Annotated in this window: 25 protein-coding genes, 1 tRNA gene, 1 other RNA gene, 2 pseudogenes and 1 riboswitch; of the genes and pseudogenes, 20 read left to right on the forward strand and 9 right to left on the reverse strand. The window is 64.2% G+C overall.

The features are described from left to right. The first annotated feature begins 15 nt into the window (after nucleotides 1-15). The 3 genes and pseudogenes from KMZ29_RS03590 to KMZ29_RS03600 form a co-directional block, all read left to right on the forward strand. Entirely contained in the window at nucleotides 16-1,023 is a 1,008-nt protein-coding gene (locus KMZ29_RS03590) for an Hsp33 family molecular chaperone (protein WP_215622484.1), read from the forward strand. A 229-nt stretch (nucleotides 1,024-1,252) separates the two neighbouring features. Further along, nucleotides 1,253-2,890, forward strand: a complete 1,638-nt coding sequence (locus tag KMZ29_RS03595) for a hypothetical protein (protein WP_215622485.1) — start codon at nucleotides 1,253-1,255, stop codon at nucleotides 2,888-2,890. Nucleotides 2,891-2,894: 4 nt separating this feature from the next. Beyond that, nucleotides 2,895-3,053 (forward strand): annotated as a pseudogene (locus tag KMZ29_RS03600) (Hsp33 family molecular chaperone HslO); the annotation flags it as partial. A 216-nt stretch (nucleotides 3,054-3,269) separates the two neighbouring features. Here the strand turns inward: KMZ29_RS03600 and apaG are convergent. Beyond that, nucleotides 3,270-3,662, reverse strand: a complete 393-nt coding sequence (gene apaG / locus KMZ29_RS03605) for a Co2+/Mg2+ efflux facilitator ApaG/CorD (RefSeq protein WP_215622486.1) — start codon at nucleotides 3,660-3,662, stop codon at nucleotides 3,270-3,272. Nucleotides 3,663-3,900: 238 nt separating this feature from the next. Between apaG and KMZ29_RS03610 the strand changes: the two genes are divergently transcribed. Genes KMZ29_RS03610 through KMZ29_RS03620 form a run of 3 tightly spaced genes read left to right on the forward strand, consistent with a single transcriptional unit; the run spans nucleotide 3,901 to nucleotide 6,867 of the window. Beyond that, the gene (locus KMZ29_RS03610; protein WP_215622487.1) at nucleotides 3,901-5,142 is read left to right on the forward strand and encodes an OpgC domain-containing protein; all 1,242 of its coding nucleotides are present in this window, start codon (nucleotides 3,901-3,903) and stop codon (nucleotides 5,140-5,142) included. Then, nucleotides 5,142-5,903, forward strand: coding sequence for an SGNH/GDSL hydrolase family protein (locus KMZ29_RS03615; RefSeq protein WP_215622488.1), 762 nt, complete (start codon nucleotides 5,142-5,144; stop codon nucleotides 5,901-5,903). Before KMZ29_RS03610 ends, KMZ29_RS03615 begins: the two co-directional genes overlap by 1 nt. Nucleotides 5,904-5,925: 22 nt before the next feature. Next, entirely contained in the window at nucleotides 5,926-6,867 is a 942-nt protein-coding gene (locus KMZ29_RS03620; RefSeq protein WP_215624126.1) for an SGNH/GDSL hydrolase family protein, read from the forward strand. An 84-nt stretch (nucleotides 6,868-6,951) separates the two neighbouring features. Here KMZ29_RS03620 and KMZ29_RS03625 read toward each other — a convergent pair whose 3' ends face one another. Then, entirely contained in the window at nucleotides 6,952-8,145 is a 1,194-nt protein-coding gene (locus tag KMZ29_RS03625) for an O-succinylhomoserine sulfhydrylase (protein ID WP_215622489.1), read from the reverse strand. 70 nt (nucleotides 8,146-8,215) lie between these two features. Next, a riboswitch (SAM riboswitch) is annotated at nucleotides 8,216-8,295 on the reverse strand. 113 nt (nucleotides 8,296-8,408) lie between these two features. Here KMZ29_RS03625 and KMZ29_RS03630 point away from each other — a divergent pair. From KMZ29_RS03630 to KMZ29_RS03650, 5 genes are all read left to right on the forward strand, one after another. After that, complete coding sequence (locus tag KMZ29_RS03630) at nucleotides 8,409-9,515, forward strand: 2'-deoxycytidine 5'-triphosphate deaminase (protein WP_215622490.1); 1,107 nt, start codon at nucleotides 8,409-8,411, stop codon at nucleotides 9,513-9,515. Nucleotides 9,516-9,725: 210 nt separating this feature from the next. After that, nucleotides 9,726-11,498 carry a PHA/PHB synthase family protein gene (locus KMZ29_RS03635; protein ID WP_249779918.1) on the forward strand — a complete coding sequence of 591 codons (1,773 nt, stop codon included), beginning with the start codon at nucleotides 9,726-9,728 and terminating at the stop codon, nucleotides 11,496-11,498. Nucleotides 11,499-11,785: 287 nt separating this feature from the next. Beyond that, complete coding sequence (locus tag KMZ29_RS03640; RefSeq protein WP_215624127.1) at nucleotides 11,786-12,481, forward strand: VIT1/CCC1 transporter family protein; 696 nt, start codon at nucleotides 11,786-11,788, stop codon at nucleotides 12,479-12,481. A 198-nt stretch (nucleotides 12,482-12,679) separates the two neighbouring features. After that, nucleotides 12,680-13,732: a hypothetical protein gene (locus KMZ29_RS03645; RefSeq protein WP_215622492.1), complete on the forward strand. Its 1,053-nt coding sequence runs from the start codon at nucleotides 12,680-12,682 to the stop codon at nucleotides 13,730-13,732. A 302-nt stretch (nucleotides 13,733-14,034) separates the two neighbouring features. Continuing rightward, the gene (locus tag KMZ29_RS03650; protein WP_215622493.1) at nucleotides 14,035-15,477 is read left to right on the forward strand and encodes an MATE family efflux transporter; all 1,443 of its coding nucleotides are present in this window, start codon (nucleotides 14,035-14,037) and stop codon (nucleotides 15,475-15,477) included. 155 nt (nucleotides 15,478-15,632) lie between these two features. Here KMZ29_RS03650 and KMZ29_RS03655 read toward each other — a convergent pair whose 3' ends face one another. From KMZ29_RS03655 to KMZ29_RS03675, 5 genes are all read right to left on the reverse strand, one after another. Beyond that, a complete protein-coding gene (locus KMZ29_RS03655) occupies nucleotides 15,633-16,127 on the reverse strand; it encodes a hypothetical protein (RefSeq protein ID WP_215622494.1) in 495 nt (164 codons plus the stop codon). Nucleotides 16,128-16,244: 117 nt separating this feature from the next. Further along, entirely contained in the window at nucleotides 16,245-16,646 is a 402-nt protein-coding gene (locus KMZ29_RS03660) for an SRPBCC family protein (protein WP_215622495.1), read from the reverse strand. Between the two features lie 238 nt (nucleotides 16,647-16,884). Further along, entirely contained in the window at nucleotides 16,885-17,244 is a 360-nt protein-coding gene (locus KMZ29_RS03665) for a VOC family protein (protein ID WP_215622496.1), read from the reverse strand. Nucleotides 17,245-17,300: 56 nt separating this feature from the next. Beyond that, nucleotides 17,301-18,140: a helix-turn-helix transcriptional regulator gene (locus tag KMZ29_RS03670; protein WP_215622497.1), complete on the reverse strand. Its 840-nt coding sequence runs from the start codon at nucleotides 18,138-18,140 to the stop codon at nucleotides 17,301-17,303. A gap of 9 nt (nucleotides 18,141-18,149) precedes the next feature. Then, entirely contained in the window at nucleotides 18,150-18,731 is a 582-nt protein-coding gene (locus KMZ29_RS03675) for a methylated-DNA--[protein]-cysteine S-methyltransferase (protein ID WP_215622498.1), read from the reverse strand. Between the two features lie 144 nt (nucleotides 18,732-18,875). Here KMZ29_RS03675 and KMZ29_RS03680 point away from each other — a divergent pair. The 5 genes and pseudogenes from KMZ29_RS03680 to KMZ29_RS03700 all read left to right on the forward strand — a co-directional run bounded on the left by KMZ29_RS03680 (nucleotide 18,876) and on the right by KMZ29_RS03700 (nucleotide 21,680). Further along, nucleotides 18,876-18,949: transfer RNA gene (locus tag KMZ29_RS03680), tRNA-Gly, on the forward strand. Between the two features lie 277 nt (nucleotides 18,950-19,226). Further along, nucleotides 19,227-19,346, forward strand: a pseudogene (locus KMZ29_RS03685) (VOC family protein); the annotation flags it as partial. 67 nt (nucleotides 19,347-19,413) lie between these two features. Beyond that, nucleotides 19,414-19,776: a transfer-messenger RNA gene (gene ssrA / locus KMZ29_RS03690) on the forward strand. A gap of 118 nt (nucleotides 19,777-19,894) precedes the next feature. Continuing rightward, nucleotides 19,895-20,467, forward strand: coding sequence for a hypothetical protein (locus KMZ29_RS03695; RefSeq protein ID WP_215622499.1), 573 nt, complete (start codon nucleotides 19,895-19,897; stop codon nucleotides 20,465-20,467). A 46-nt stretch (nucleotides 20,468-20,513) separates the two neighbouring features. Next, a complete protein-coding gene (locus tag KMZ29_RS03700; RefSeq protein WP_215622500.1) occupies nucleotides 20,514-21,680 on the forward strand; it encodes an NADH:flavin oxidoreductase/NADH oxidase in 1,167 nt (388 codons plus the stop codon). A gap of 257 nt (nucleotides 21,681-21,937) precedes the next feature. Here KMZ29_RS03700 and KMZ29_RS03705 read toward each other — a convergent pair whose 3' ends face one another. Further along, a complete protein-coding gene (locus KMZ29_RS03705; protein ID WP_215622501.1) occupies nucleotides 21,938-22,288 on the reverse strand; it encodes a RidA family protein in 351 nt (116 codons plus the stop codon). Nucleotides 22,289-22,408: 120 nt separating this feature from the next. Then, nucleotides 22,409-24,067, reverse strand: a complete 1,659-nt coding sequence (locus KMZ29_RS03710) for an FAD-binding dehydrogenase (RefSeq protein WP_215622502.1) — start codon at nucleotides 24,065-24,067, stop codon at nucleotides 22,409-22,411. A gap of 280 nt (nucleotides 24,068-24,347) precedes the next feature. Between KMZ29_RS03710 and KMZ29_RS03715 the strand changes: the two genes are divergently transcribed. From KMZ29_RS03715 to KMZ29_RS03730, 4 genes are all read left to right on the forward strand, one after another. Further along, the gene (locus KMZ29_RS03715; protein WP_215622503.1) at nucleotides 24,348-24,890 is read left to right on the forward strand and encodes a hypothetical protein; all 543 of its coding nucleotides are present in this window, start codon (nucleotides 24,348-24,350) and stop codon (nucleotides 24,888-24,890) included. Nucleotides 24,891-25,021: 131 nt separating this feature from the next. Continuing rightward, nucleotides 25,022-25,213: a hypothetical protein gene (locus tag KMZ29_RS03720; RefSeq protein WP_215622504.1), complete on the forward strand. Its 192-nt coding sequence runs from the start codon at nucleotides 25,022-25,024 to the stop codon at nucleotides 25,211-25,213. Between the two features lie 22 nt (nucleotides 25,214-25,235). Then, nucleotides 25,236-25,847 (forward strand): SCO family protein, encoded by a 612-nt coding sequence (locus tag KMZ29_RS03725; protein WP_215622505.1) that lies wholly within the window; start codon nucleotides 25,236-25,238, stop codon nucleotides 25,845-25,847. 83 nt (nucleotides 25,848-25,930) lie between these two features. After that, nucleotides 25,931-26,836: a transporter substrate-binding domain-containing protein gene (locus tag KMZ29_RS03730; RefSeq protein WP_215622506.1), complete on the forward strand. Its 906-nt coding sequence runs from the start codon at nucleotides 25,931-25,933 to the stop codon at nucleotides 26,834-26,836. Nucleotides 26,837-26,957 lie beyond the last annotated feature (121 nt).

Consider the following 26,957-nt stretch of genomic DNA (forward strand, 5'->3'; position numbering starts at 1 on the left):
CCCAGATAAAGCGCCATGACGTCACAATCCCCCGACATGAAAACCTCCCAGGAAACCCCGATCCGCGCCCCCTCGGCGGTTCCGGTCGACGATGCGGTGCTGCCGTTCGAGGTCGCTTCACTCGATCTGCGCGGTCGTTTGACCCGGCTCGGCCCCGCTCTCGACGACGTCCTCACCAAGCACGATTATCCGGCCCCGGTCGGCAAGCTGCTCGGCGAGGCGATCGTGCTGACGACGCTGCTTGGCTCGTCGCTGAAATTCGACGGCCGCTTCATCCTGCAGACCCAGACCGACGGCCCGGTGTCGTTCCTGATCGTGGATTTCCAGGCCCCGGACCGCCTGCGTGCCTATGCGCGCTACGACCCAAAGCGGCTGAAGGAGGGCCAGGATTCCGGCGCGCTGCTCGGCAAGGGCCATCTCGCCATGACCATCGATCAGGGCCCGGACATGAGCCGCTATCAGGGGCTGGTAGCGCTGGACGGCGGCAGCCTCGAAGACGCCGCGCACGAATACTTTTTGCGTTCCGAGCAAATACCGACGCGGGTGTGTCTCGCCGTCGGCGAGGAATGGCGCGGTGGCGGCGCGGGACCGAAACACCGCTGGCGCGCCGGCGGCGTGCTGCTGCAATTCCTGCCCAAGGCGCCGGAGCGGGCGCGGCAGGCCGATCTGCATCCGGGTGACGCGCCGGAAGGCGTCGCCGCCCACACGGTGGCGGAAGACGACGCCTGGATCGAAGGCCAATCGCTGATCTCGACGGTGGAGGATATCGAGCTGATCGATCCGGATCTGTCCGGCGAGCGGCTGCTCTATCGTTTGTTCCACGAGCGCGGCGTTCGCGTGTTCGCGCCGCTGCCCTTGCGCGCGCAATGCTCCTGCTCGCGCGACGCGGTGTCGGCGATGCTGAAGAGCTTCGCACCCGATGACCGCGCCGCGATGGTGAAGGACGACAAGGTGGTGGTGACCTGCGAGTTCTGCTCGTCGGTCTACCAGTTCACCCCGCACGAGGCGGGGGTGGAGGAGTAGGGGCGTGGGGCAAAACTCCCCTCTCGACCGTCATTGCGAGTGCAGCGAAGCAATCCATCGAGCGGAGAAACCGGTTTTGGGTTGCTCCGCTAAGCTCGCGCGAGGAGGCGTGCTTGCGCTGTGTCGAACCATGAAATGTTGTCTCCCAAGTGTCCGCTTCTCCAACCTTGCCATACAACCTTAATGATGTGCTAGTTTGTAGCTGTCAGGTGCCGAACTTGGAGAAGCCATGGCTACGTTGACGACAGCGCCGACCGGGAAAGGTGAGGGGCCGAACCCGAACGATAGACAGGCTTTCAGTAATTGGCTCGTGAAGCAGCCGCGCCAATGGTCGGTGACAATTGCAGCGCGCGCGGCGTTAAGAGTCCTTCCGCTTTTGCGTGACCAGGGTAATCCCGAGGCGAGCATTTTGTCGGCGTTTCGTGCCACGGCAATTGCACGATTTGCGGCTAGATTTCCTAATAAGGCAGTAGCAACGGCTGCTATTGCCGCTGCCTCCACTCCAAATGTGCCTGCTGTCGCCTCCATCGCAGCGACCGCTGCCGCCGATGTCTTCAGCGAGGGTCGCGACGCAGCTTCTGCTGCCTCCGCTGCTTCTCTCGTCGCTTCCACGGCCGCTGCGGCAGCCTTCGCCGCTTCCGCTGCTGCCGTCTCCGAAATGTTTGCAGCCGTCAAACGTGACGCAGAGCAACTGCGCGATGGCAGGCTGCGCCCCGAGCAACTCGCATCCGCTCCGCTTTGGTCCAAGCGCACGCCGAAGGATATCGGCGGCGCATGGCGGGAACTGGCACCGCAACTTCGTGCGCGCGGCGAACATTGGTCGGTTTGGATTGATTGGTACGATGACGTTCTTGCCGGCGCGGTTCACGCTGGACGCGGAGAAGCTCAGGATGCTGCATATACTGATATCGTTGGCGAACTTCCTTGGGGGGGCGGCGCAGAAGCGGTGAACACCGCGATTGCTCGGCGGCTGGAGGTGCTCAGAGCCGATCCGGATCCAGCGCCTATTGAAGGGATCCCCAGTCCAATCGCAATCCGCCGCATGGTCGACGGCCGCATCGGGGCAGACGCCGGCGCATTGGCTGAGCCGACGCTGCGAGGCTCCCTCACGCTTGATGATCATTCACACGCTCTAGCTGCTTGCCGCAGTCGTGCCGATCAATTGCGGACGATGGCAACGTCTCCGAAATTTCAGGGACGCTCCGAATATGCCGAAGTGCTAGCGTCATATCTGGAGTGGCTTCCGACCAGGCCCGGTGTGGGCAACATCTTACTCGCTGACGGCGAAGCACGGGTTCTGAACAAGCTGTTTGTAGCTGATGAAGAAATACTTTCGACGGGTTTTGCGGGGCGTCTTTCTGTCCTGCTCGAAGACCATATCGGTCTTAGGCCCTATTATCCCGAACTCGAACGGCATTATGTCGCGGTGAGGACGGGGCGTCTCGTAACGCCGCTTGCGCGCGATGCCGTGGAAGCAATACGGCAGATGATCCGTGCGAACACGCCCAATGTCTTTCATGAATCGGTTTCGCCTGCGATGGATGAGACGGCAAAGCCGGTGCCGGACATCAAGCCGCTAGCTCCGGAAGATGCGCCTCCCCCGGATCCTAATCGCCCCAGACCTCCGAGGGATCCTGTTGCGGAGGTGGATCCGGCAAAGTCGCGCAATTTTGCATTTGCGAGCGCAGCAAACAGGATTTGGGAAATCCTGAAAAGTGGAAAGAACATTCGCGAAAACGTCGAGGGCTGGCAAGCGACATACGAACAGTTCAAGCCGCATATCGGAACGGTTTTGCAATGGCTGAGAGACTTTTGGCCTGGTGGGGGCGACGGCATACCGCCCCTGCCTCCGGCGATGTCAGCCTGAGGGTGCGCAATGCTCCTGTTCGCGCGACGCGGTGTCGGCGATGCTGAAGAGCTTCGCACCTGACGACCGCGCCGCGATGGTCAAGGACGACAAGGTGGTGGTGACCTGCGAGTTCTGCTCGTCGGTCTACCAGTTCACCCCGCACGAGGCGGGTGTGGAGTAGGGGGCGGGCGCGGTCAGTCGCAGTTCTTCACTGCGAGGAGCGGTAGCGACAATTTGAAAAGTTGAACTCTCTTGCGTCGTCCCTGCGAACGCAGGGACCCATACGCTGCGGCCTCACGATGAGACGACGGTGTTAGATACCTTCTACAGCAACAGGCACCGGTGGTTATGGGTCCCTGCGTTCGCAGGGACGACGGATAAAGCAGCGCTCCTCCGCCTAGTTCAACACCCGCTTGCTGTCGGGGCTGTCGAGCGAAAATGCCGGCACGTCGATCTCGAATTTCTCGCCGCTCTCGCTGACCATCTGGTAACGGCCGCTCATGAAGCCCGAGGCGGTCGGCAGCGGCACGCCGGAGGTGTATTCGAAGCGCTCGCCGGGCGCCAGCACCGGCTGTTCGCCGACCACGCCTTCGCCGCGGACTTCCTGCATGCGCCCCGCCGCGTCGGTGATGATCCAGTGCCGGGTCCGCAACTGCACGGTCTCTCCGCCGGTATTGGTGATGACGATGGTGTAGGACCAGAAATACTGACGGTTTTCGACCGACGAGCGCTCGGGGAGGAAGTTCGGCTCGACGGTAACCTCGATCTGGCGGGTAACGGCGCGGTACATGCGAACAATCCAGAATCCTTGAGGCCCATCATAGCGAAAAGTCCCGACGGAACCAACCGCCGGGCCGCTATGTCGGCAGCCATGCAATTGTAATTCCAATCGCGGTTTCAACAAAGTTCCGGCCTAAAGCGCACCCGTGCGCCCGACGGCTCTCGTATCTTGCTTGCAACTGGCGGGCCGGTACTATCTTTCGTGTCGGACGGGCGCTTAAAGTCCACGTCCCGAGACGGTGCCAGAGATGTCCATTGCCGATCGAATTGCCGGATCACCGCTGGCGGGCGCCGCTGCAGCCGGCACGCGCGATGCGGCGCCGGCGATTGCCATCCCGTCCGGCGCAGAGCGGGAATTGCGGCTCGATCTGTTCCGCGGCATCGCGCTGTGGCTGATCTTCATCGACCACCTGCCGCCCAACGTCCTGACCTGGTTCACCATCCGCAATTACGGATTCAGCGACGCCACCGAAATCTTCATCTTTATCTCCGGCTATACCGCGGCGTTCGTCTACGGCCGCGCCATGCTCGAGGCGGGCCCCGTGATCGCTACTGCGCGCATCATGCGGCGGGTCTGGCAGATCTACGTCGCGCATGTGTTCCTGTTCACGATCTTCCTCGCGGAAATTTCCTACGTCGCCACCCGTTTCGAGAACCCGTTGTACGCGGAAGAAATGGGCATCATGGATTTCCTCAAGCAGCCGGACGTCACCATCATCCAGGCGCTGCTCTTGAGATTCCGTCCCGTCAACATGGACGTGCTGCCGCTCTATATCGTGCTGATGCTGTTCCTGCCGCTGATCCTGTGGCTGATGAAGTGGCGGGCCGACGTCACGCTGGCGCTGTCGGTCGCGCTCTATGCGGCGACCTGGCACTACGATCTCTATCTGTCGGCCTATCCGAACGGCTTCTGGGCCTTCAATCCGTTCGCCTGGCAGTTGTTGTTCGTGTTCGGCGCCTGGTGCGCGCTGGGCGGCGCCGGGCGAATGTCGCGGATTCTCTCGTCGCGGATCACGATGTGGATCTGTTTTGCCTACCTGCTCGCCGCGTTCCTGGTCACGCTGACCTGGTACGTGCCGCAGCTGCACCATCTGATGCCGAAGCTCATCGAGCAGTGGATGTATCCGATCAACAAGACCGATCTGGACGTGCTGAGGTTCGCGCACTTTCTGGCGCTGGCGGCGATCACCGTGCGCTTCCTGCCGAAGGACTGGCCCGGACTGACGTCGCCATGGCTGCGGCCGCTGATCCTGTGCGGGCAGCATTCGCTCGAGATTTTCTGCCTCGGCGTGTTCCTCGCCTTCGCCGGGCATTTCGTTCTGGCTGAAATCTCCGGTGGAGCCGGGCTGCATTTCATCATCAGCGTCTCCGGAATCCTCATCATGTCCGGCATGGCGTGGATCATTTCATGGTACAAGCATTCTGCCGACAAGGGTGCATCGCGGAAAAAGGGCGCCGTCGGCAACGCCGATATGGCGGGAGGGGGTTGATGAAGTCCAACCCGGTGACCATCCTGGGCCTGATCGTGTTTGCCGGCTTGCTGGCCGCGGCTCCCGCGCGTGCCGAGGATGCCCCGGCCCCGGCGAATTGCGAGGTTCCGGCCTATCTGCTCACCACCGAGAGTCCGCTGTCCAAGGTCGAGGACGCCATCAACCACCGCAAGCTGGAAATTCTGGTGGTGGGCAGCCGGTCGTCGACCATCAATGCATCCGAGGCCAGCGCCTATCCCGGCCGGCTGCAGGCGATGCTGCAGGAGCGGCTGCCGAAAGTCGCGGTCAGCGTCTCCGTAGAACTACAGATCAAGAAGACCGCCGAAGAAGTTGCCAGCGGTCTCGGTAAGCTGGCGGAAGCAAAAAAGCCTGCTTTGGTGATCTGGCAGACCGGCACCTACGATGCTATGCGATCCATCGATCCCGATGATTTTCGCAGCGCCGTCGGAGAGGGCGTTGCTGCGCTGCAAAATGCCGGGGCCGACGTGGTCCTGATGAATTTGCAATACAGCCCGCGCACCGAGACGATGATTTCCACGCCGCCGTACCTAGATAATATGCGTGTGGTGGCACAGGAGCATAACGTTCCGCTGTTCGACCGCTTCGCCATCATGCATCACTGGAGCGACTCCGGGGATTTCGACCTGTTCAGCACGTCGCATGGTCTCGACCTTGCCAAGCGCGTGCACGATTGCCTCGGCCGCGCGCTGTCGAAATTCGTGATCGAGGCGGCGCATGTGAGCCCGGCGCAGCAGAATTGAGGATCCAGCGTTAATGACGTCAATGAGTTGCTACCGCCCTTTTTGCCGAATGGCATTTCTGGCCGCGCCCGCCGTGGCGGCGCTCGTACTGCTGGCACCTGGCTCGATGGCGCCCGCGCGGGCGCAAGCCGCCCAGGCTGCCCATCCAGATCCTGCCAAACCGCCGCAGCAAAAGGGCCTCACTTCCAAGGCGATCGACAAGGTCAAGGAAGTCGCGAAATCGGCCAGCGATATCTTCAACCGCGTTCCCTGCCTGCCGCCGAAGGGCGGCGCCAGAAAGATGGGCTCGCTGCCGCATGTCGCGGGCAAGCTCGCCGCCGGGGAGCCGGTGGTGATCATCGCGTTCGGCTCGTCCTCGACCTCCGGCTACGGCTCGACCTCGCCCGAATTCACCTATCCCAACCGGCTGGCGGCGCAGTTGCGCCGGCAATATCCGACCGCCGATATCACCGTGATCAATCGCGGCCAGGGCGGCGAAGACGCGCCCGAAATGATGAAGCGGCTGCAGACCGCGGTGCTCGACATGAAGCCGGACCTGGTGATCTGGCAGGTCGGCACCAACGCGGTGCTGCGTAATCTCGATCCTACCGAGACCATCAAGCTGGTCGAGGAAGGCGTCGCGCGGATTCAGGCCGCCGGCGCCGATCTGGTGCTGGTCGATCCGCAATATTCGCCGGCGGTCAACGAGCGCGCGGAAAGCGCAGGCAAGATGATCAAGCTGCTCAACGGGGTGGCCGAGCTGCGTCACGTCGGCATCTTCCCGCGTTTCGAGGTGATGCGCGACTGGCACGAAAAGCAGTCGATCCCGATGGACAATTTCGTCATCGCCGACGGCCTGCATATGAGCGACTGGGGCTACGCCTGCTTCGCGCAACTGCTCGGCGACGACATCATCAAGTCGGTCGGCCAGATCAAGCTCGGCGTCAACGTGCCGTCCAACGTGCAGACCTACCGGCCGATGTGAGGGAGTGGGCGAATAGGGAGTAGCGAATAGCGAATAGGGTGGTTATTTTTCTACTCGCCATTCGCTACTCGCTACTCGCCCCCTTCACGCCATCTCCAGCGCGGCCACAAGATCCTCGATCAGGTCGTCGCGGTGTTCGAGCCCGGCCGAGAAACGAATGAAGCCTTCGCTGATCCCGAGTTCGGCGCGCGCCTCCGGCGTCAGTCGCTGATGCGTGGTGGTCGCGGGATGGGTGACGAGACTCTTGGCGTCGCCGAGATTGTTGGAGATCCGCGAGATCTTCAGCGCGTTGAGCGTGCGGAACGCCGCCGCCTTGCCGCCATTGACCTCGAAGCCGACCAGCGTCGATCCGGCGCGCATCTGCTTCTTCACCAAGGCGGCCTGCGGATGATCGGACCGGCCGGGATAGATCAGCCGCGAGATCTTCGGATGCTGCGCCAGCACATCGGCGATCGCCGATGCGGTTTCGGTCTGGGCGCGGACGCGGACCGCCAGCGTCTCCAGTCCCTTCAGCAGTACCCAGGCGTTGAACGGCGACATCGACGGGCCGGTCTGGCGCATGAAGTTGTGGATGTGCTCGGCAATGAACGCTTCCGACGACAGGATGATGCCGCCGAGGCAGCGGCCCTGGCCGTCGATGTGCTTGGTCGCGGAATAGACCACGACGTCGGCGCCGAGGGAGAGCGGGCTCTGCCAGATCGGCGTCGCAAACACATTGTCGACGATCAGCCGCGCCCCGCCCTGATGGGCGATCTCGGCAATCTCCGAGATGTCGAGCACGTCGAGCGTCGGATTGGTCGGGCTCTCCAGGAAGCAGGTCCTGGTGTTCGGCCGCATCGCCTTTTTCCACTGGTCGAGATCGAGGCCGTCGACCAGCGTGGACGAAATGCCGTAGCGCGGCAGCAGGTCTTCCACCACATAGCGGCAGGAACCGAACATCGCCTTCGCCGCCACCACGTGGTCGCCGGCCTTCAGCGGCGCGAGGATGGCCGTGGTCACCGCGGCCATGCCGGTGGCGGTGGCGCGCGCGGCTTCGGCGCCCTCGAGCTCGATCATGCGGCGCTCGAACATCGAGATGTTGGGGTTGGAAAAGCGCGAATACAGAAAGCCGGGATCCTCGCCCTTGAACCGCGCCTCGCATTGTTCGGCGCTGTCGTAGATGAAACCCTGGGTCAGGAATAGCGCTTCCGACGTTTCGCCGAATTGCGAGCGCAGGGCGCCGGAATGCACCAGCCGGGTTTCGGGGCGGTAGCGGGCGGTGGATTTAGTCTCAGACATGTGACCTCCATCGTGACCACCCATGAAAATGGTCACAAAAAACCGGCCTGGAAAAATTCCACAGGCCGGGATCACACTGTCCCCGGCCTGTTTAGCGACTTATTTAACGTGGCTGCAAGCCGGCCGGCTCAAATCACCACGGGATAAGTCATGCTGATATTCGCTTGCGCCCTTTCAGTCAAGGCGGCCATCGGATAACCGGTAAAAGTCCGTATTTTCAGCGTCTGGATGGCGGAAGCCCGGCCATCCTGAGGACCCCACTCGTGACCTTCACGCTTCCGCCCGACGCCAATGGCATTCTGCCCGACCGCATGATTGCGGCGATGGCCGATGCCGGCCTGATCCTGCCGGCCTATCCCTTTGTCGAAAGCCAGATCCAGCCGGCGAGCCTCGATCTGCGGCTCGGCGATGTCGCCTACCGGGTGCGCGCGAGCTTCCTGCCGGGGCCGGGCGCCACGGTGGCCGAGCGCATCGATGAGTTGAAACTGCACGAAATCGATCTCACCGACGGGGCCGTGCTGGAGACCAACTGCGTCTACATCGTGCCGCTTTTGGAGAGCCTGGCGCTGCCGCCGGAAATCGTCGCCGCCGCCAATCCGAAAAGCTCGACCGGACGGCTCGACGTGTTCACCCGCGTGATCGCGGACGGCACCCGGCGCTTCGACATGATCGGCGCCGGCTATCACGGCCCGCTTTATGCCGAGATCAGCCCGAAGACATTTCCGGTGCTGCTGCGCGAGGGATCGCGGCTGAGCCAGGTCCGCTTCCGCACCGGCGACGCCGTCCTCAATGCCGATGAACTCGAGGCGCTGCATGACGCGGAGCGGCTGGTCGACGTCGACGACGCCGATCTCGTCAATGGCGTGGCGCTGAGCGTCGACCTTTCAGGCGAGAACGCCAACGGTTTCGTCGGCTACCGCGCCAAGCGTCATACCGGCGTGGTCGATATCGACCGCCGCGGCGGCTATGCGGTCGGTGAGTTCTGGGAGCCGATCGCGGCGCGGCCCGACGGCAGCCTCATTCTCGATCCCGGCGAGTTCTACATCCTGGCGTCGAAAGAGGCGGTGCAGGTGCCGCCGGATTATGCCGCCGAAATGGTGCCGTTCGATCCCCTGGTCGGCGAATTCCGCGTCCATTATGCCGGCTTCTTCGATCCCGGCTTCGGCTATGCCGGCGCCGGCGGGCAGGGCTCGCGCGCGGTGCTGGAAGTGCGCTCGCGCGAGGTGCCTTTCATTCTCGAGCACGGCCAGATCGTCGGCCGGCTGGTCTACGAGAAAATGCTGGCCCGGCCCGACGCCATGTACGGCCAGCGCATCGGCTCGAACTATCAGGCCCAGGGCCTGAAGCTGTCGAAGCATTTTCGCGCATAGGCCTAAAGCGGCTCGCTCGTCGGTGCGGAGAGTAACTGCAATCTCTTAAAATTGATTCAGATCGTTGCCGAAAGCGCTTCGGTCCGGAAAGCTATCGAGTGGTAATATGCGCCCGCCAGAAGGTTTGATGCCGCCGGATGAATGGACGCCCACCCACAGGTTTGAGAAAGGCTCATATCCATGAAGAGAGTGGCAAGCCCGGCGGCAAAGATGAATCTGGTCCCGGCGGTATCGTTGCCGCCGGTCGAGGAAAGCGTCGGCAGCGAAGCCTTCCGCGCGATCGACCGGATGCGCGAAGCCCTTACCGCCCAGGCGACGGGAGGGCTTTCGCCGGCCTCGCTGGCTCTTGCCTACTTCGATTGGTTCATTCATCTCGCGTCGGCTCCCGGAAAACGCCTGGAACTGATCGACAAGGCGTCACGGAAAGCGGGTCGTCTGCTGGCTCATTGCGCAGCGGCAGCGCGCAATCCCGATACGCCGCCGTGCATCGAACCGTTGCCGGGCGATTACCGGTTCAGCGCCGAGGAATGGCGCAAACAGCCGTACAATTTCCTGGCCCAAGCCTTCCTGCTCAATCAGCAATGGTGGCACAACGTCACCCGCGAAGTGCCCGGCGTCACGCCGCATCATGAAGACGTGGTGTCTTTCGCCGCGCGTCAGTTCCTTGACATGTTCTCGCCATCGAACTTCCCGTTCACCAACCCCGAAGTGATGGAGAGGACCATCGAGACCGGCGGGGCCAATTTCGTCCGGGGATTCCAGAACTGGGTGGAGGATGTCAGTCGGCTCGTCTCCAGGCAGCCCCCGGTCGGCACCGAGAATTTCCAGGCTGGCAGAAACGTTGCCGTCACGCCGGGAAAGGTCGTTTACCGGAACCACCTGATCGAACTGATTCAATATGCGCCATCGACGGAGACGGTGATGGCCGAACCGGTGCTGATCGTGCCGGCCTGGATCATGAAATACTATATCCTCGACCTGTCGCCGCAGAATTCGCTCGTCCGCTACCTGGTCGGACAGGGCCACACCGTGTTCTGCATCTCCTGGCGCAATCCAGGCGCCGAAGATCGCGATCTCACCATGGACGATTACCGGCACAGCGGCGTCATGGCAGCGCTGGCGGCCGTCAGCGCCACCGTTCCCGGACGCAAGATCCATGCGGCCGGGTATTGCCTCGGCGGAACGCTGCTGTCGATCACCGCCGCCGCTATGGCGCGCGCCGGCGACGACCGCCTGGCGACGGTTACGCTGTTCGCAGCCCAGATCGACTTCACCGAGCCCGGCGAACTCGCCCTCTTCATCGACCACAGCCAGATGCATTTTCTGGAGAGCCTGATGTGGAACAAGGGCTACCTCTCCGCCGATCAGATGGCGGGCTCCTTCGAGCTTCTGCGCACCAACGACCTGATCTGGTCGCGGCTCGTGCACGACTATCTGATGGGCGAGCGGACGCCGATGACCGATCTGATGGCGTGGAACGCGGACTCCACCCGCATGCCTTACAAGATGCATGCGGAGTATCTGCAACGGCTCTATCTCGACAACGAACTCGCGGCCGGCAACCTCATGGTCGACGGACACGCGGCAGCGCTCCAGAACATCCGCGCACCGATGTTCGTCGTCGGAACCGAACGCGACCATGTGGCGCCATGGCGGTCCGTCTACAAGATCCACTATCACACCGACACCGACGTCACCTTCGTGCTCACGAGCGGCGGGCACAACGCCGGCATCGTCAGTGAGCCCGGCCATCCGCACCGGCATTTCCGTATCGCCTTGCGGCGTGCCGCCGATATTTGTCTCGACCCCGACGAATGGGCTGTCGCGGCGCTATCGAAAGAGGGGTCTTGGTGGGAGGACTGGGCCAATTGGCTCGCCGGCCATTCCGCGCCGGAACGCGTGCCGCCGCCTGCCATGGGAGCCGCCGGGAAAGGCTTTGTACCGATCGCGGACGCGCCAGGCACCTACGTCTTCCAGCGGTGAACGGCGGCTGATGCCATTCGAAGCCACGCGGTATTCCCCGTTATGAGGAATACTTCTTCGCGATGAGAGGCGGGGCGCCTATCGCATCAGCAGGGCGCCGGCCCGGGCCGCGATCAGGCGCTATGCGAAGGACCGGCTTCCGCTGCTCCAGGCAAGAACGATCTTTCTGATGGTGTGACTGTAATCCTCTGATATTGATTCAGATCATCGCCGAAAGCGTGCCCCTTTGGGAAGCTGTTCAAACTAACGGGTGTGCGCGAGCGAACGCCGCCGCAGAAAGTTTGAAAATGAGCCGTCTGCATCGGGAGAACCACCTTGTCGAGCGCATCGGCTGGCTGCGGGCGGCGGTGCTCGGCGCCAACGATGGAATCATCTCGACTGCCAGCCTGGTGCTGGGTGTGGCGTCGGCGGCTGCTTCCCAGAATGATATCCTGTTGACCGGCGTTGCCGGGCTGGTCGCCGGCGCGATGTCGATGGCGGCCGGCGAATATGTTTCGGTCAGTTCGCAGTCCGATACCGAGCATGCCGACCTCGCGCGCGAGAAGCGGGAGTTGGCGGACGATCCCCTGTTTGAGCGCGAAGAACTGGCTCAGCTCTATGTCGCGCGCGGCGTCAAGGCCGATCTCGCCCGCGAGGTAGCGAAGCAATTGATGGCGAAGGACGCCGTCGCCGCGCATGCGCGGGACGAACTCGGCATTTCCGAAATTACGACCGCGCGTCCGGTACAGGCGGCGCTGGCATCGGCCGCGACCTTCTCCGTAGGGGCCGCGGCGCCGCTCGCGCTTGTCCTGGTTTCGCCATCCAGCGTCTTGATTCCGGTCGTGTCGGTCGGATCGTTGCTGTTCCTTGCCCTGCTCGGCGCGATCGGTGCGAAGGCCGGAGGCGCTGGCCTGGTGAAGCCGACCCTGCGCGTGACGTTCTGGGGGGCCTTCGCGATGGCACTGACGGCCGGAATCGGTGCCGTCTTCGGCAAGGTGGTCTGAACGCCGGGCGCGCCCGCCACCGCAACCTGTTCGTTGCACGCGGCAAGCGGCAGCGCCAATGCCCCGATGCACATCGCTGCCATCAGCTTTTCGCACATGGCGGCTCACCGCCTATCGCAGCTATAGTGCCGCAAGGCGGCCGCCGTTCGCGGCGGCCAAAGCATGGCGTAAGGGTTCAACAAGGGTTCGGGGATGGCGATGACCGAGGCGACCGACGGTGCGCGCGAGGCGCAATGGCTGAAATGGCGCAGCGTCGCCGATCTCTATCATGCTTTTTTCACCGGCCTCATTCTGACCGTGGTGACGCGGCGCGGCACGGCGGATGCCGCGGAATTCGTGTTCCGGGTGTTTCGCCGCCAGCAGCAGGAGCGCTTCCTGCCCGGCCTGGAAAAACTCGGCCTCAGCCATCTGCCGCCGGCGGTGGCGGCGGCGCAGTATCACTATCTCTCCAACTGGATCGGCGGCGTCCATGTCGAATATATGTATGAGACCGATCGCAAGGCCTGGATCCGCTATCCGCCGCCGCGCTGGATCTGGCGCGGCACCGCGATCTGCGGCGTGCCCGGCGAAGTGTCGCGGGCGATGCTGCGCGGCTGGCATGCCAATAACGGCGTTGCGCTCGGCAATCTGAAGCTCGGCTTCGTCTGCACCAAGCAGAGCGTCGACGGTCAGGACGGGCTGGAAGGCTATTACTGCGAATACGACCACCCGCTCGAGATCGATGCGCGGCTCAAGTTCGCGCGGCATCTCGAAGCGCCCTTGTTCGATTTCGCCGGCGCACCGGCGTTGCCGGTTGCGAGCTGGCCGAAGCCGCGGCTGGAAAAAGCCTATCGCAACTACGCCATGGAATATGTGCGGACCGCAGCACCGGTCATGGTGCAAGTATTCGGGCCCGAAGACGCCGGCTACCTGCTGCATCTGACCGGCAGACTGATCGGCATGCAGTATTTCGACGAGATCGCGCGCAGCTTCGGCGCGGACCGGGGATCCGCCAGGGAGTTCGCGGTTTTCCTGCACACGTTGCTGGAAGCGCAGGACGATACCGCCGGCATTGACGATTCCGGTGGCGTCTTCGAAATCCGGCAGCAGAGCTGGAAGCTGATGGCCGATGTCGGCGATTATCACCCGGCCTGCGCAAAAGTCCTCGAAGGATTGTTCGAGGGGCTTGCGGCCGGCTGCGGGCGTCACATTCCCGTGTATTTGAAACCGGCGACAGGCGGCCAGCCGCCCTTCGTCTGGTCGATCGGCTGATTTGTACGATTACTCGCATCTTGCACAGCTGCGCCCCTCTCCCGCTTGCGGGAGAGGGTTGGGGGTGGGCGCCTCAACGGGCACCAACGCCAGTGGAGAGAGCTTCCCCCACCCGCCGCGCTCCGGCGCGCAATTGCGCTGCCGAGCGCGGCGACCTCCCCCGCAAGCGGGAGAGGTAAGAAAGCCCCCCGGCGCAGGCGGCCCATGCGCCTGACGCACATGGAATCGCGCGGGATCGTGCTAGGAAACGGCCAGCACGGAACCAGATCGGGCTGGAGCGCGGCAGAGGCGCGGGAGAAGAAATGTCCGATATCGGTGTCGCCGAAATCCCCGTAGACGACGACGAACGCCCGCTTCCGCCGCCCGAAGCGCCGGTGAAGAATGCGCTGGTCGAGGGTCCGATCCTGCGCACGCTGTTGTGGCTGGCATGGCCGAACGTGATCGCGCTCTCAGCCGGCACCTGCGTGGTGATCGCGGAAACCTCCTATATCGGCCGGCTCGGCGTCGAATCGCTGGCGGCGATGGCGCTGGTGTTCCCGTTCGTGATCCTGACCATGACCATGTCGGGCGGCGCGATGGGCGGCGGCGTGGCGTCGGCAATCGCGCGAGCGCTCGGCGCCGGCGACATCGACCGCGCATCGACGCTGGCGGCGCATGCGCTGTTGATCGGCCTCTGCCTCGGACTGGCGTTCATGCTGGGCATGCTGATCTTCGGGCCGAGGCTATTGGAAATGCTCGGCGGCCGCGGCAATGTGCTGGCTTACGCCATCGGCTATGTGCAGATCTTTTTCGGCGGCGCGGTGGTGCCCTGGCTGATGAACACGTTCGCGGGAATCCTGCGCGGCACCGGCAACATGAAGCTGCCGTCGCTGCTGATGCTGTCTTCGGCCACCTGCCAGATCATTCTCGGCGGCATTCTCGGCCTCGGCCTCGGACCGATCCCGTCATTCGGCATGCGCGGCGTTGCCGCCGGGTCGCTGGTCGCATACGTGATCAGCGTATCTGTGATGGCATGGTACATCTTTTCCGGACGCGCGCGCGTGGTTCCCAAGATCAGGGGCCTTCGCATCCGGTGGTCGATGTTTTTCGATATCCTGAAGGTCGGCGCCGTCTCCTGTTTCTCGCCGCTGCAGTCGGTGCTCACCGTCACCATCTTCACCCACATGCTGGCGCAGTTCGGCACCGAGATCCTCGCCGGCTACGGCGTCGGCGCCCGACTCGAATTCATGCTGACTTCGATCGCGTTCTCGGTCGGCATCGCCTCGGTGCCGATGGTCGGGATGGCGATCGGTGCGCGGCGGGTGGCGCGGGCGCGGCGGATCGCCTGGACCGCGGGTTGCGTCGCGTTCCTGTCGGTCGGCATGGTCGCCACCGTGATCGCGATCTATCCCGATCTCTGGGTCAGCATCTTCACCAGGGACGAGAGCGTGCGCGCCGCCAGCCGTCAATATCTGTCGACCGCAGCGCCGATGTACGCCTTCCTCGGGCTGTCGATCTCGATGTATTTCTCCTCGCAGGGCGCGGCGAAAGTGCTGGGACCGGTGCTGGCGCAAACCGCGCGGCTGGTGTTCGTCGCCGCCGGCGGCTGGTGGTTGTCGACGTATGCTCCGACCGCCGCGAACTTCTTCGCGCTGGCGGCGGCTTCCATGGTGGTGCTCGGCGTGCTGTCCGCCGCGAGCGTCATCTTCACGCGATGGGGACCGAAGGGCGCTCCGGTTACGGAAGTCCGCCCTGCCTTGTCCTGAACGTCATTGCGAGCCAACGGGTCGCGCGAACGCGCGCCCGATGACAGGCTTCGCGAAGCAATCCAGAGTCGGGAAACAGCTGTTGGATTGCTTCGTCGCTTGCGCTCCCTAGCGCAAACGCTTCGCGTTTGTCGCAGGCAATGACGAAAAGAGGATCAATGTCGCCGCCGGTGTCGGCGGTGGCCGCCGCCGACATTGGCCATCCGCATCAACTGCGGAATCATGCCCATCATGTCGCCGCCGCCGGCGCCACCGAGCATGCCCATGATGTCGCCGCCACCCATGAAGTCGCTACCGCCCATGCCGATCCCGTAACTGGCGGGCGCATAGGCTGCGCCGCCGCCGAAACCGACCGGGATTCCGCCGCCGATGCCGCCGAACCCGCCGCCGCCCATCGTGCCACCCATGCCGCCGCCTTCCATCATCTGGCTCATCATCGGGCCCATGGTCTGCATCATCATGCCGAAGCGGCGCTTGCCCATCTTCGCCTTCATCATTTCCAGCATCGGCGCCATCTGGGTCATCATGTCGCCGCCGCCACCGCCTCCGGCGCCAAAGCCCGCGAACTGGGCCTTCGCCGGCACCGTCGTCAGCGTAAACAACAGCAGCAGCGTGGCTGCCTGGCACACCACTTTGTCAGCTCCAGTCATGATTCCGCTCCCTGTGCGCAAGCCCCGCGAGGGCGCGGCGCAAACCGGACGCACGCGGCGATGCTAGGAGCGGGCGGGGGGCGTTTCTGTGAGAAGGATCACGTTTGCTGAAGGCCGTTATGCGGCGTCACGGTTCAATGCCTTCTGCATGGCCAGCGCCGCCTGGTCCATCTGGGCGTTGATGTAAGGCGCAATTTCGTTGGGCAAGACGTCGACAGTCCAGATCAGCCGGCTGCCCGCCTCGCCATCGGCGACGACCTGCACCGAGGCGCTGTGCTGTTTCAGCCGCTCGCTGATGACCGCGTAGACCAGCCGACGCCGCGCCTCATCGCAATCGACCAGCAGCTCGCGCGCCACCGTGCCGTTGGCAAACGTCACGATCCGCGCGTCGCCGTCGAGACGCGCGTCGAGCACGAAGCCCGGCGCCAGCCGCGTATGCACCGCGCCGAAATCGCGCACCGCGGACCAGACGTCGTCAGGATGGGCGTCGAGGGGGATGTCTTTGTGGATGGAAGCCATGGGTGGTCTTTCTTTTTTGAATGGAGGTGCCTATGCCGTCATTGCGAGCGGAGCGAAGCAATCCATGGAGCCGCAAGGGAAGAATGGATTGCTTCGTCGCTTCGCTCCGCTCGTAATGACGGCGAAAAAAGTCGGTAGGGTGGGCAAAGGCGCATCAGCGCCGTGCCCACCATCTATCCGGTCGCTGATGCTATTGGTGGGCACGCTTCGCTTTGCCCACCCTACGATTCCTCGCAATTCACGTGCAAACCGCCTCGACATTGTTGCCGTCGGGATCGATCAGGAACGCGGCAAAGTAGCTCGGGCCGTAGTCGGCGCGCGGGCCGGCGCCGCCGTTGTCGCGGCCGCCGGCCTTGATGCCCTCGCTGTGGAATTTCTCGATGGCGGCGTGGTCGGGGGCGCGGAAGGCGACATGGGCGCCGCCATTGGCCGGTCCCTTGTGCAGATGCAGCCACAGCGCCGGCTGGCCCTTGGGCCCGAAGCCCGCGTAGGAATCGTCGCGCGAGCACAGCACATAGCCGAGCGGCGCCAGTGCGGCGGTGTAGAAATTCACGCTGCTGTCGAGGCCCTTAACCCTCAATCCGATATGGTCGTACATGGCGATCTCCGATTTTCGGCGCGTTCCAGCAACGCGCGGTTCGGAGACGACCCTAGTCAGTGCAGGGCGAGGCGTTCTTGGAAAATCTTGCGCATCCCGCGCGAGGCCTCGCGGAACCGGCGCGGCGAGACGCCGGCGGCGCGGTGGAAGGTGCGGACGAAGTTGGAGAGATCGCCAAAACCGACGTCATAGGCGACGTCGGTGACGGAGAGACCGTCGTCGGCCAGAAGGCGCGCGGCATGGCGCAGCCGCGAGCGCACCAGATATTGGTGCGGGGTGACGCCGAGCACGCCCGAGAACAGCCGCAGGAAGTGGAACGGGCTGATATCGGCTTGCGCTGCGGCCTGTTCGAGATCGATCTCCCGGTGCGAATGCGCGTCGATCCACAATGCGGTTTCCACTGCGCGGCGGCGATCCTTCGCCCCCGCCGCCATCGGCTTTTGCGCCCGCCCGGAAACCGTTTCGACGAACCGGCTGGCGAACAGCTGGCCGACCTCGTCGAGCCCGATATCGCTGCGGCCATCGGCTGCGGCCTGCGCCAGTTCGCCCAGCACCATCAATTCAGGCAGCGGCGGCGCGACGCCGACCTGCCAGATCTGGGCGCGGTCGCCGATCGCTTCCACCAGTTCGGGCGAGAGGAAGAACGACAGGCACTCGTCGCCGCAGACATGGTCGTGGGTGCACATGTATTCGCCGCCGGGATGGCCGACCAGCACCGACCCCGCCACCAGTTCAAAGGTCTGGCCGCGGCTGCGGCAGCCAAAACTGCCCTTGCGGACATAGGACACCGAGTGGCAGCGATGCTGCTCCAGATACGGCTTGTCGCCCGGCGCGGCGGTGCAGCGGAAGTCGAATACGGAGATGGAGTCGCACTGGAAAAGCGGTGTTGCCGTCATGCGGCGATTTTAGCCCTGCAGGCGCGGCGGGGCAACGGGGAGCAGCACGTCGAACAGCGTCTTGCTAATGATGCCGCCGCGCGCGCCCTCGATCGAAAGCAGGGTGCGCTTTGAGATACTGCCGCCATTCGCTGACATCTTGTCCGCATAGCTGCCGGCTTCGAGGACGCGGTGGCAGGGCACGATGATCACGAAGGGGTTACGGGCCAGCGCCTGTGCCACCGAATGCACGGCGCCGGTCGCGCCGAGCCGTGCGGCGATTTCGGCATAGGTGCGGGTTTCTCCGCGCGGGATCGCCTGCGTCAGCTGGTAGACCCGCCGGTTGAAGGCGTGGACGCCGGTCGTATCGAGGGTGACGTCGGAAAAATCGGCAAGGCCGCCGCGCAGCAGCGTCACGATGCCCTCGATCGCGATTTCGACGTTCGGCGGCGGGCGCTGTTCGCGGGCGTCGGGGTAGATATGATACAGCCGCCGCCGGGTTTCGATCTCGCGCGCCTCGGGCAGCTGCACGCCAACGATGCCGGCAAGGCCCCATGCAATGCCGCAACGGCCGATCATCGTATCGAAAATGGTGTACCCACGCCCCGCCATACGCAACCCACCCCGGCGGGGATCATAGCACCGTCACAAAAGGCTGCACCTGGAAAATTCGGGTCCGGTTAAGGTTGCCGAGGGGGCGTATCGAACCCGCTTGGCGGACCGCGCGGTCTCGGCTAATGAGAGGGGCAAGCGACCGCGGGCGTAGTTCAATGGTAGAACGGCAGCTTCCCAAGCTGCATACGAGGGTTCGATTCCCTTCGCCCGCTCCATCCTGCTTCGCGCCAGGGCGCTTCGCAGGACTTTAATTTTTCGGCAGCGCGAAGCAGGATGCCCTTCGAAGCTTTAGCGGAGAAGGGCGACCTGGCAAAAAATTCAGACCCCTTGTCGGATTCCCGTCCCCCCGTTCGTCCTCCGGGCGAGCCACGCAAGAGGGGCCGAGCTGATCTTCGTTTATGTGCCCATTGCTGATCTCGAAGGCGCCGCGGCCTTGGAGATAAGGCACGATGGGCACCAGCTCAACTGAACCCAGCCAACAAGGACTCCGTCATGACTTCCATCACCCCGTTTCTCTGGTTTGACAACAACGTCCCCGAGGCTGTCGCCTTCTACAAATCGGTGTTTCCCAATGCGAAGGTCGAAACTGTCAATGACTTCATGGCGAGCTTCGTCATCGCCGATCTCGACAAGGCCTATGCCGGCTGATGCCCGAAGGGCGTTGGTTCCCTTCGCCTGCAGCCTAGTATTTCCTCCCATTCACGCCTATATCTGGGGTGTCGAAAGACGATGGCGCTGAAACTCAGAGCGGACTGCGGGCAGACCCGGGGGCAGTACCCGGCGCCTCCACCTTAGCAGCTTGAGCTTAAAGGTCTCATTTCGGTGAGATCGATTCCGTCGCAAGGCGGAATTCCTAAGCTGTTAAGGCGGGGGCGAAACAGGATCGATGGTCGCGAAGAAGCTCTGAATTGTTCCCGGCATGATACCGCCGTTATCGGGTCAAAAACCTAAATGCAAACGATAACGTTGCATTGAACGAAGTGCGCCTCGCGGCGTAACCTGTTCGGGGTAGGTACCACCTGGCAACAGAACGGCCATCGCCGCGTCAGCCCTCGGGCTGGCGCGGCTTTATTTTGTGGAGGCTTTCGCATCTGCGCGTTGCCTTCAACTTGGGCCGTCGCCGTGCTAGACAATGGCTTGCCGCAACAGGGAGGTGAACGTTGACCGAGGCGATCGCTTCCACCGACCAGTCCCGCAGCGGCTTGCTGAAGATCGCGGCTTTCGGCGCGCTGTCGGGCATTCTCACCCCGCTGCTGCCGCCTTTGATCGACAAGCTCAACGGCGCGCCCGGCGATGTCAGGATCGCGCTGGTCGCGGTCCCGTTCGCGGTGCTGGTCGGCATTCTGGTGCGGCGCTGCTCGGCAAATCCGTGGTGGGCGGCGCTGGCGGCCGCCATCATCACCATGGTCGCCTTCGTCTGCGCGGTGAACGCCGCGATCTTCATCGACGGGCAGGCCAATGGCCTGGCGAAGGCGTCGAGAAATATCCTGGCTGGCCTGACCGGCGGCTTCGTCGGCGCCGGCGTGATGGCGCTCGGGATAGCTCTGCTGCCATCCGGCCCGCGCGCCCCCGCGGCGTGGCTGCCGATGCTGATATCAGGCACCGTCACCGGCGCGCTGCTGGCGCTCGACAACGCGCTCGACCTCGACCTGACCTCGGTGCTGTTTCCGGTCTGGCAGGCATGCGTCGCGGTCGGGCTGACGACGGCCCTGCAACGGGCGAAATTGTCCTGACCGATTTTCCGCCGTTCCACCTCCCGTTCAGGCCAGCAAGGTTTCGATGTCGCAGCCGCTATTGTTCCAGCCGATCACGTTCCGCGGCGTCACCGCCAGGAATCGCATCCTGATCTCGCCGATGTGCCAGTACTCGGCGGCCGACGGGCTCGCCAGCGACTGGCATCTGGTGCATCTCGGCAAGTTCGCGCAAGGCGGCGCCGGCATCGTCATGACCGAGGCCGCCGCGGTCACGGCGGAGGGCCGCATCACCCATGGCGATGTCGGGCTGTGGCACGACGGCCAGATCGCGCCGCTGGAACGGATCGCCACCTTCCTGCGCGACAATGGCGCGGTGCCGGCGATTCAGCTGGCGCATGCCGGGCGCAAGGCCAGCATGCAGCGGCCGTGGTACGGCAACGCGGCGCTCAACGCCGATGACCACGCGCGCGGCGACCTGCCGTGGCGGGTGGTGGCGCCGAGCGCGATTGCGATGGACGAGGGCTGGCTGACGCCGGATGCGCTCGATCTCGACGAGCTTGCCAGCCTGCGCGAGCATTGGCGGCTCGCCACCTTGCGCGCGGTCGAGGCCGGGTTCGACCTGCTCGAAGTGCACTGTGCCCACGGCTATCTGCTGCACGAATTCCTGTCGCCGCTGTCGAACCGCCGGCCCGACGGCTACGGCGGCGATCGGCAGGGGCGGATGCGCTATCCGCTCGAGATCATCGAGACCGTGCGCGCGGCATGGCCGGCCGACAAGCCGCTGTCGGTGCGGATCTCGTCGGTCGACGGCGTCGAAGGCGGGCTCGAACTCGCCGACCAGATCGCGTTTGCGATCGAGGCCAGGGCGCGCGGCGCCGACCTGATCGACTGCTCCTCCGGCGGGTTGCTGGGTTCGGCGACCGCGGCGCGGATTCCGCGCGGCTACGGGTTTCAGGTGCCCTATGCCGATGAAATCCGGAAATCCGCCGGCATCGCCACCATTGCGGTCGGCCTGATCCTGCATCCGGAGCAGGCCGAGCAAATCCTGGCGAACGGGCAGGCGGACCTGATCGCCGTCGGCCGCGAAGCGCTGTTCGATCCGAACTGGCCGCTGCACGCGCAGCTCGCGCTGACCGAGCCCGGCGGTGAAGTGTTTGAATCCTGGCCGCGGCAATATGGCTGGTGGCTGGAGCGCCGCGAGCCCGGCCTGCGCAGGCTCGGTGGCCCGCCCCTGCCGTTCCGCAAAGGCTGAGCGCGCTGGACGCGGCTGAACCCTCTCCAGTGTGGTGGCCTCATCCTTCGAGACGCTTGCTTCGCAAGCTCCTCAGGACGAGGGACTCTCTATCCTCTCATGGTGAGACACGCGCGCGTTCCCAGGGACGAGCGATGCTCCATCCCTCATGGTGAGGAGCGCGGCAACGCCGCGCGTCTCGAACCATGAAGCCCGCAGATGTGAAAACGTCCGAGGCCGGGAAAAAGCCCGGCCGCGGCTCCATCATCTGGATGGCGTTACCGCGCCGCGATCACCATGATCTCGACGTTGTATTGCGGCGCCGCCAGCTTGACCTCGACGGTGGCGCGCGCCGGGGTATTTCCCGCCGAGACCCAGCCATCCCACACCGCGTTCATTTCCGGGAAGGTCTTCATGTCGGTCAGATAGATCGTCGCGGTCAGCAGCTTCGACTTGTCGCTTCCCGCTTTCGCGAGATGGCCATCGATGATCGACAGAATGTCCTGCGTCTGCCTGGTCACGCTTTCGCCGGCCGCCTTGTTGGCGACGACGCCGGCGAGATAGACGGTGTTGCCGTGGACCACGGTCTGGCTCATGCGCGGGCCGGTATCGAAACGCTGGATGGTCATATTGTTCTCCTGAAATGTGGGGCCGGTTACTTAGCGCGCGGGCGCGTCATTGGCAAAGCTCGTCAAGCCCGGCCATGACGAGTTACTGAAAAGGCTGGACGCATTTTCTTGTCAGAATTTCTACCCCGCCGCCTTTGCCGCCGCCCGTCCGGCGTTTCTCCCCGAAAACAAACAGCCGCCGAGAAACGTGCCTTCCAGCGAGCGATAGCCGTGCATGCCGCCGCCGCCGAAGCCGGCGGCTTCGCCGACAGCGTAAAGGCCGTTGATGATCTTGCCGTCCTGGCCGAACACGCGGGAGTCGAGATCGGTCTCGAAGCCGCCGAGCGTCTTGCGGGTCAGGATGTTGAGCTTGACCGCGATCAGCGGGCCCTGCGCCGGATCGAGGATGCGGTGCGGCTTGGCGGTGCGGATCAGGCGGTCGCCGACATACTTTCGTGCGTTGTGGATGTTCATCACCTGCGTGTCCTTGACGTAAGGATTTGCGATCTCGCGGTCGCGCGCCTCGATCTGGGCCTTGACCTGTTCGAGCTCGAGCAGGTTGTCGCCGCTGAGTTTGTTCATGGCTTCGACGAGGGCTTCGAGATTGTCGCGGACGATGAAGTCGACGCCGTGGGTCTTGAATGCCTCCACCGGCGCCGGCGCGCCCTTGTTGGTGGCGCGGCGCGCGGTCGCGAGCCAGCTCTTGCCCGTCAGATCTGGGTTCTGTTCGGAGCCGGAGAGGGCGAACTCCTTCTTGATGATGCTCTGCGTCAGCACGAACCATGAATAGTCGTAGCCGGTGCCCATGATGTATTGCAGCTGGCCGAGGGTGTCGGAGCCGGGAAACAGCGGCGAAGGCAGCCGTCTTCCTGACGCGTCGAACCACATCGACGATGGTCCAGGCAGGATGCGGATGCCGTGGCGCGGCCAGATCGGCGACCAGTTCTGGATGCCCTCGACATAGTGCCACATCCGGTCGCGGTTGATCAGCCGCGCGCCCGCGGATTCCGTAATGCCGATCATCCGGCCGTCGACATGTTCGGGCACGCCGGAGATCATGAATTTCGGCGGCGCGCCGAGGCGCTTCGGCCAGTTCTGCCGCACCAGGTCGTGATTGCCGCCGATGCCGCCGGAGGCGACGATCACGGCCTGTGCGCGCAAGCTGAAATCGCCGGTGACCTTGCGTGAACTGCTCTTGCCGCGCTCGACATTGTCGGGCGCGAGGACCGCGCCGCTGACGCCGTCGACGGTGCCGCCGGTGACGCTGAGCGCATCGACGCGGTGGCGGAATTTGAAGGTCAGGCGGCCGCTGGCCTGGGCTTCGCGCGCGCGCCGCTCGAACGGTTCGACGATGCCGGGACCGGTGCCCCAGGTGACATGGAACCGCGGCACCGAATTGCCGTGGCTCATCGCGTCATAGCCGCCGCGCTCGGCCCAGCCGACCACGGGGAAGAAGCGATGGCCCATCGCCCGCAGCCAGCCGCGTTTCTCGCCGGCGGCGAACGCCACATAGGCTTCCGCCCATTTCCGCGGCCAGAGATCCTCGTCGCGGTCGAAGCCCGCCGATCCCATCCAGTCCTGCAGCGCGAGTTCGTAGCTGTCCTTGATGCCGAGCCGGCGCTGTTCGGGACTGTCGACCAGGAACAATCCGCCGAACGACCAGAACGCCTGGCCGCCGAGGCTCTGTTCGCCCTCCTGGTCGATCACGATGACGCGCTTGCCGGCGTCGGCGATTTCGGTTGCGGCAACGAGGCCTGCGAGGCCGCCGCCGACCACGATTACATCCGCATCATATGCCATCGCGCCATTCCCCCAGCCTTGCGCGATAGAAGCCCGCGCCCTTTACCGCGGTCAACGGCAAACGAACGTGCGAAGCGGTCGCAGCCAGCAAGGATTTGTTAACTTGTTCCAGTTTGGGACCATTTGCCGCGCCGGGTGCAGCGCGCCTGCAACACTTGATTTGAATTTGTTTGGAGCGGTGCCGGCCATCTGGACAAAATCCCGATCCGGCAACACGCTGGCGAAACGCCTTGCATCACCCAAGGCGCTCGGGTTCGACGGGTTTGGACTGGGGCTGGATATGAAGTTCGTGACCGGATTGCTCGCGGCGGTGCTGTTGCTGGCGGGGGGTGGCGCCAGCCAGGCGGTGGTTCGCATCGCCGACGACCGCGGCGGCCGGATCGGCACTTATGTGGACAAGTATCAGGGCCTTCGTACCTCGGGCGAGCAGGTGATCATCGACGGTCTGTGCGCCTCGGCCTGCACCATCGTGCTGGGCGCGGTTCCTCACGACAAGATCTGCGTTACCTCGCACGCCAATCTGGGCTTCCACGCGGCATGGGATTTCGGCGCCAATGGCCGCGCCGTGACCAATCCCGAAGCCACGCAGATGCTGTATTCGATGTATCCGACCCCGGTGCGGCGCTGGATCGCGCAGCGCGGCGGGTTGAAATCGCAGATGATTTTCCTGCGCGGCAAGCAGTTGCAGGCGATGTACAAGCCCTGCTACCTCGACGCCCAGGCCTCCTCGCCGCGGCCGGGGCCGGCGCGCAAGGATCGCGCCGCCGGTCAGCGTGAAGTGATCACGCCCACCCCCGCCGCGCTTGCCCGGCAGCCGGACTAGCCCTATCTGAACGGAACAGGCTGACGACCGGCGGTGACGCCGGCCGTCGATGCCTTTGTTTCAGCGCACGTATTCCGCAAAACTGGCCTTCCGGTTTTGCGACTGGAATACGCGCCCCTTAGAGTTCGCCCATGGCTCAGCCGGTTTCCACGCAGCAACTGCCCTCGATCTTGCCGCCCGGCCGCAGGGTCGCGACAGCGATCGCCGTGGGCGCCGCGGCGCTCGGCGCCGTGGCCGTGCTCGGCGCGCTGGCGCTGTGGGTCCATTACGGCACCGCGGTGTTTTTCGAGATGATCGCCTCGGGCATCTCGGCCTGCTTCTGATCCCCGGACATAAGGAACTTTCATGACGGATCGGACCCCCCGCATGCTGGCCAGCCGGCCGCTGGTCATTATCGCCGCATTCGCCGGAAGCCTGGTGGTTGGCCTCCTGCTGATGCTGTGGGCGGTTGGCGGCTTGCGCAATGTGGCGACGCCTGCCGCCATCGGCGGGCCGTTTCAACTGGCCGACCAGGCCGGTCAGATCGTGACCGAAAAGAACCTCAAGGGCCGCCCGACGCTGATCTTCTTCGGCTTCACCCATTGCCCCGACGTGTGCCCGACCGCGCTGTTCGAGATTTCCGAGGTGTTGAAGGCGATGGGCAAGGATGCCGACCGCGTCAACGCCTTCTTCGTCTCGGTCGATCCCGAGCGCGACACCCCCGCGGCCATGAAGGATTATCTGTCGAGCTTCGATCCGCATCTCAAAGGGCTGACCGGCGATCCCGAGGCGGTGGCCAAGGTGATTTCCGCCTATCGGGTCTATGCCCGCAAGGTCCCGACCAAGGATGGCGGCGACTACACCATGGATCACACCGCCCTGATCTACCTGATGGACCGCGACGGCAAGTTCGTCTCGCCGTTCAATATCAAGCGGACGCCCGAGGAGGCCGCGGCCGACCTCAAGCGTTACCTCTGAGCCACACGCCGCGACGACAAACGGCGTTCGCGTCGCCAGCCGGATGGTCTATAAGGCCGTCCAATCCGGAAAAACCGCCGTCAATGCAGCCGCAGATCATCCCGCTTTCAGCGCTTCGAACCGCCCGTGCCGTCCTGGCGGCGGCCGGCATTGCGCTGGCTGTGGCGCTGTCCGGCGGCACGGCGCTGGCGCAAATCCCGGCCAAGCCCGCGGTGGAGGCGGCCCCGCAGGCGGTGCCCGGCTTCTGGGACCCGCGCCGGCGTCCGGACCGGCCGGACCTGTCCCGCCTCACGGTGATCCGGTTCCTGACCGAAACCGATTATCCGCCGTTCAACTTCACCGGTCCCGACGGCAATCCGGCCGGCTTCAATGTCGACCTGGCCAGATTGCTTTGCGAAGAGATCAAGGTCACCTGCACCATCCAGATGCGGCGCTTCGAAACGCTATTGGATGCGATCGCGAGCAACCGCGGCGACGCCATCATCGCCTCGCTGGCGGTGACGCCGCAACTGCGCGCCCGGGTCGATTTCACCGATCCCTATTACCGCGCGCCGGCGCGGTTCGTGTCGCGGCGCGACGCCGTGATGCCGGAGGTGCGCCCCGAATATCTCGAAGGCAAGAAGATCGGGGCCGTCGCCGGCACTTCGCATGAGGCCTATCTCAAGGCCATGTTCACCGACGCCGAACTGCATCCCTACCCCAACGACGACGCGCTGCGGCTGGCGCTGCGACGGGGCGAGGTCGATTTCATTTTCGGCGACGCGATCTCGCTGGCGTTCTGGATCAACGGCACCGACTCGGCCGAATGCTGCGCGTTCTCGGGCGGACCGTTCGTCGAGAGCCGCTACTTCGGCGAGGGCATCGGCATCGGCGTGCGCAAGGGCAACGACCTGTTGCGGCAGGCGCTGAACTGGGCGCTGTTCCGGCTCTGGGAAAAAGGCCGCTACACCGATCTGTGGCTGCGCTATTTTTCGGTCAGCCCGTTCTAGCCCCGTCATTGCGAGGAGCGTAGCGACGAAGCAATCCATTCTTCCTTTGTGACCATGGATTGCTTCGCTTCGCTCGCAATGACGGGTGCATCCTAAAATTTGCATTTGCCTGCGGAAGCGC

The organism is Bradyrhizobium sediminis (genome assembly GCF_018736085.1).
GTDB classification, from domain to species: Bacteria; Pseudomonadota; Alphaproteobacteria; order Rhizobiales; family Xanthobacteraceae; genus Bradyrhizobium; species Bradyrhizobium sediminis.

What these genes read in the sequence shown, in the direction of transcription:
- KMZ29_RS03590 (WP_215622484.1), top strand. Translation starts at nt 16, where the DNA reads ATGACGTCACAATCCCCCGACATGAAAACCTCCCAGGAAACCCCGATC.
- KMZ29_RS03595 (WP_215622485.1), top strand. Translation starts at nt 1,253, where the DNA reads ATGGCTACGTTGACGACAGCGCCGACCGGGAAAGGTGAGGGGCCGAAC.
- apaG (WP_215622486.1), bottom strand. Translation starts at nt 3,662, where the DNA reads ATGTACCGCGCCGTTACCCGCCAGATCGAGGTTACCGTCGAGCCGAAC.
- KMZ29_RS03610 (WP_215622487.1), top strand. Translation starts at nt 3,901, where the DNA reads ATGTCCATTGCCGATCGAATTGCCGGATCACCGCTGGCGGGCGCCGCT.
- KMZ29_RS03615 (WP_215622488.1), top strand. Translation starts at nt 5,142, where the DNA reads ATGAAGTCCAACCCGGTGACCATCCTGGGCCTGATCGTGTTTGCCGGC.
- KMZ29_RS03620 (WP_215624126.1), top strand. Translation starts at nt 5,926, where the DNA reads ATGAGTTGCTACCGCCCTTTTTGCCGAATGGCATTTCTGGCCGCGCCC.
- KMZ29_RS03625 (WP_215622489.1), bottom strand. Translation starts at nt 8,145, where the DNA reads ATGTCTGAGACTAAATCCACCGCCCGCTACCGCCCCGAAACCCGGCTG.
- KMZ29_RS03635 (WP_249779918.1), top strand. Translation starts at nt 9,726, where the DNA reads ATGAATCTGGTCCCGGCGGTATCGTTGCCGCCGGTCGAGGAAAGCGTC.
- KMZ29_RS03640 (WP_215624127.1), top strand. Translation starts at nt 11,786, where the DNA reads ATGAGCCGTCTGCATCGGGAGAACCACCTTGTCGAGCGCATCGGCTGG.
- KMZ29_RS03645 (WP_215622492.1), top strand. Translation starts at nt 12,680, where the DNA reads ATGACCGAGGCGACCGACGGTGCGCGCGAGGCGCAATGGCTGAAATGG.
- KMZ29_RS03650 (WP_215622493.1), top strand. Translation starts at nt 14,035, where the DNA reads ATGTCCGATATCGGTGTCGCCGAAATCCCCGTAGACGACGACGAACGC.
- KMZ29_RS03655 (WP_215622494.1), bottom strand. Translation starts at nt 16,127, where the DNA reads ATGACTGGAGCTGACAAAGTGGTGTGCCAGGCAGCCACGCTGCTGCTG.
- KMZ29_RS03660 (WP_215622495.1), bottom strand. Translation starts at nt 16,646, where the DNA reads ATGGCTTCCATCCACAAAGACATCCCCCTCGACGCCCATCCTGACGAC.
- KMZ29_RS03665 (WP_215622496.1), bottom strand. Translation starts at nt 17,244, where the DNA reads ATGTACGACCATATCGGATTGAGGGTTAAGGGCCTCGACAGCAGCGTG.
- KMZ29_RS03670 (WP_215622497.1), bottom strand. Translation starts at nt 18,140, where the DNA reads ATGACGGCAACACCGCTTTTCCAGTGCGACTCCATCTCCGTATTCGAC.
- KMZ29_RS03675 (WP_215622498.1), bottom strand. Translation starts at nt 18,731, where the DNA reads ATGGCGGGGCGTGGGTACACCATTTTCGATACGATGATCGGCCGTTGC.
- KMZ29_RS03700 (WP_215622500.1), top strand. Translation starts at nt 20,514, where the DNA reads ATGTCGCAGCCGCTATTGTTCCAGCCGATCACGTTCCGCGGCGTCACC.
- KMZ29_RS03705 (WP_215622501.1), bottom strand. Translation starts at nt 22,288, where the DNA reads ATGACCATCCAGCGTTTCGATACCGGCCCGCGCATGAGCCAGACCGTG.
- KMZ29_RS03710 (WP_215622502.1), bottom strand. Translation starts at nt 24,067, where the DNA reads ATGGCATATGATGCGGATGTAATCGTGGTCGGCGGCGGCCTCGCAGGC.
- KMZ29_RS03715 (WP_215622503.1), top strand. Translation starts at nt 24,348, where the DNA reads ATGAAGTTCGTGACCGGATTGCTCGCGGCGGTGCTGTTGCTGGCGGGG.
- KMZ29_RS03720 (WP_215622504.1), top strand. Translation starts at nt 25,022, where the DNA reads ATGGCTCAGCCGGTTTCCACGCAGCAACTGCCCTCGATCTTGCCGCCC.
- KMZ29_RS03725 (WP_215622505.1), top strand. Translation starts at nt 25,236, where the DNA reads ATGACGGATCGGACCCCCCGCATGCTGGCCAGCCGGCCGCTGGTCATT.
- KMZ29_RS03730 (WP_215622506.1), top strand. Translation starts at nt 25,931, where the DNA reads ATGCAGCCGCAGATCATCCCGCTTTCAGCGCTTCGAACCGCCCGTGCC.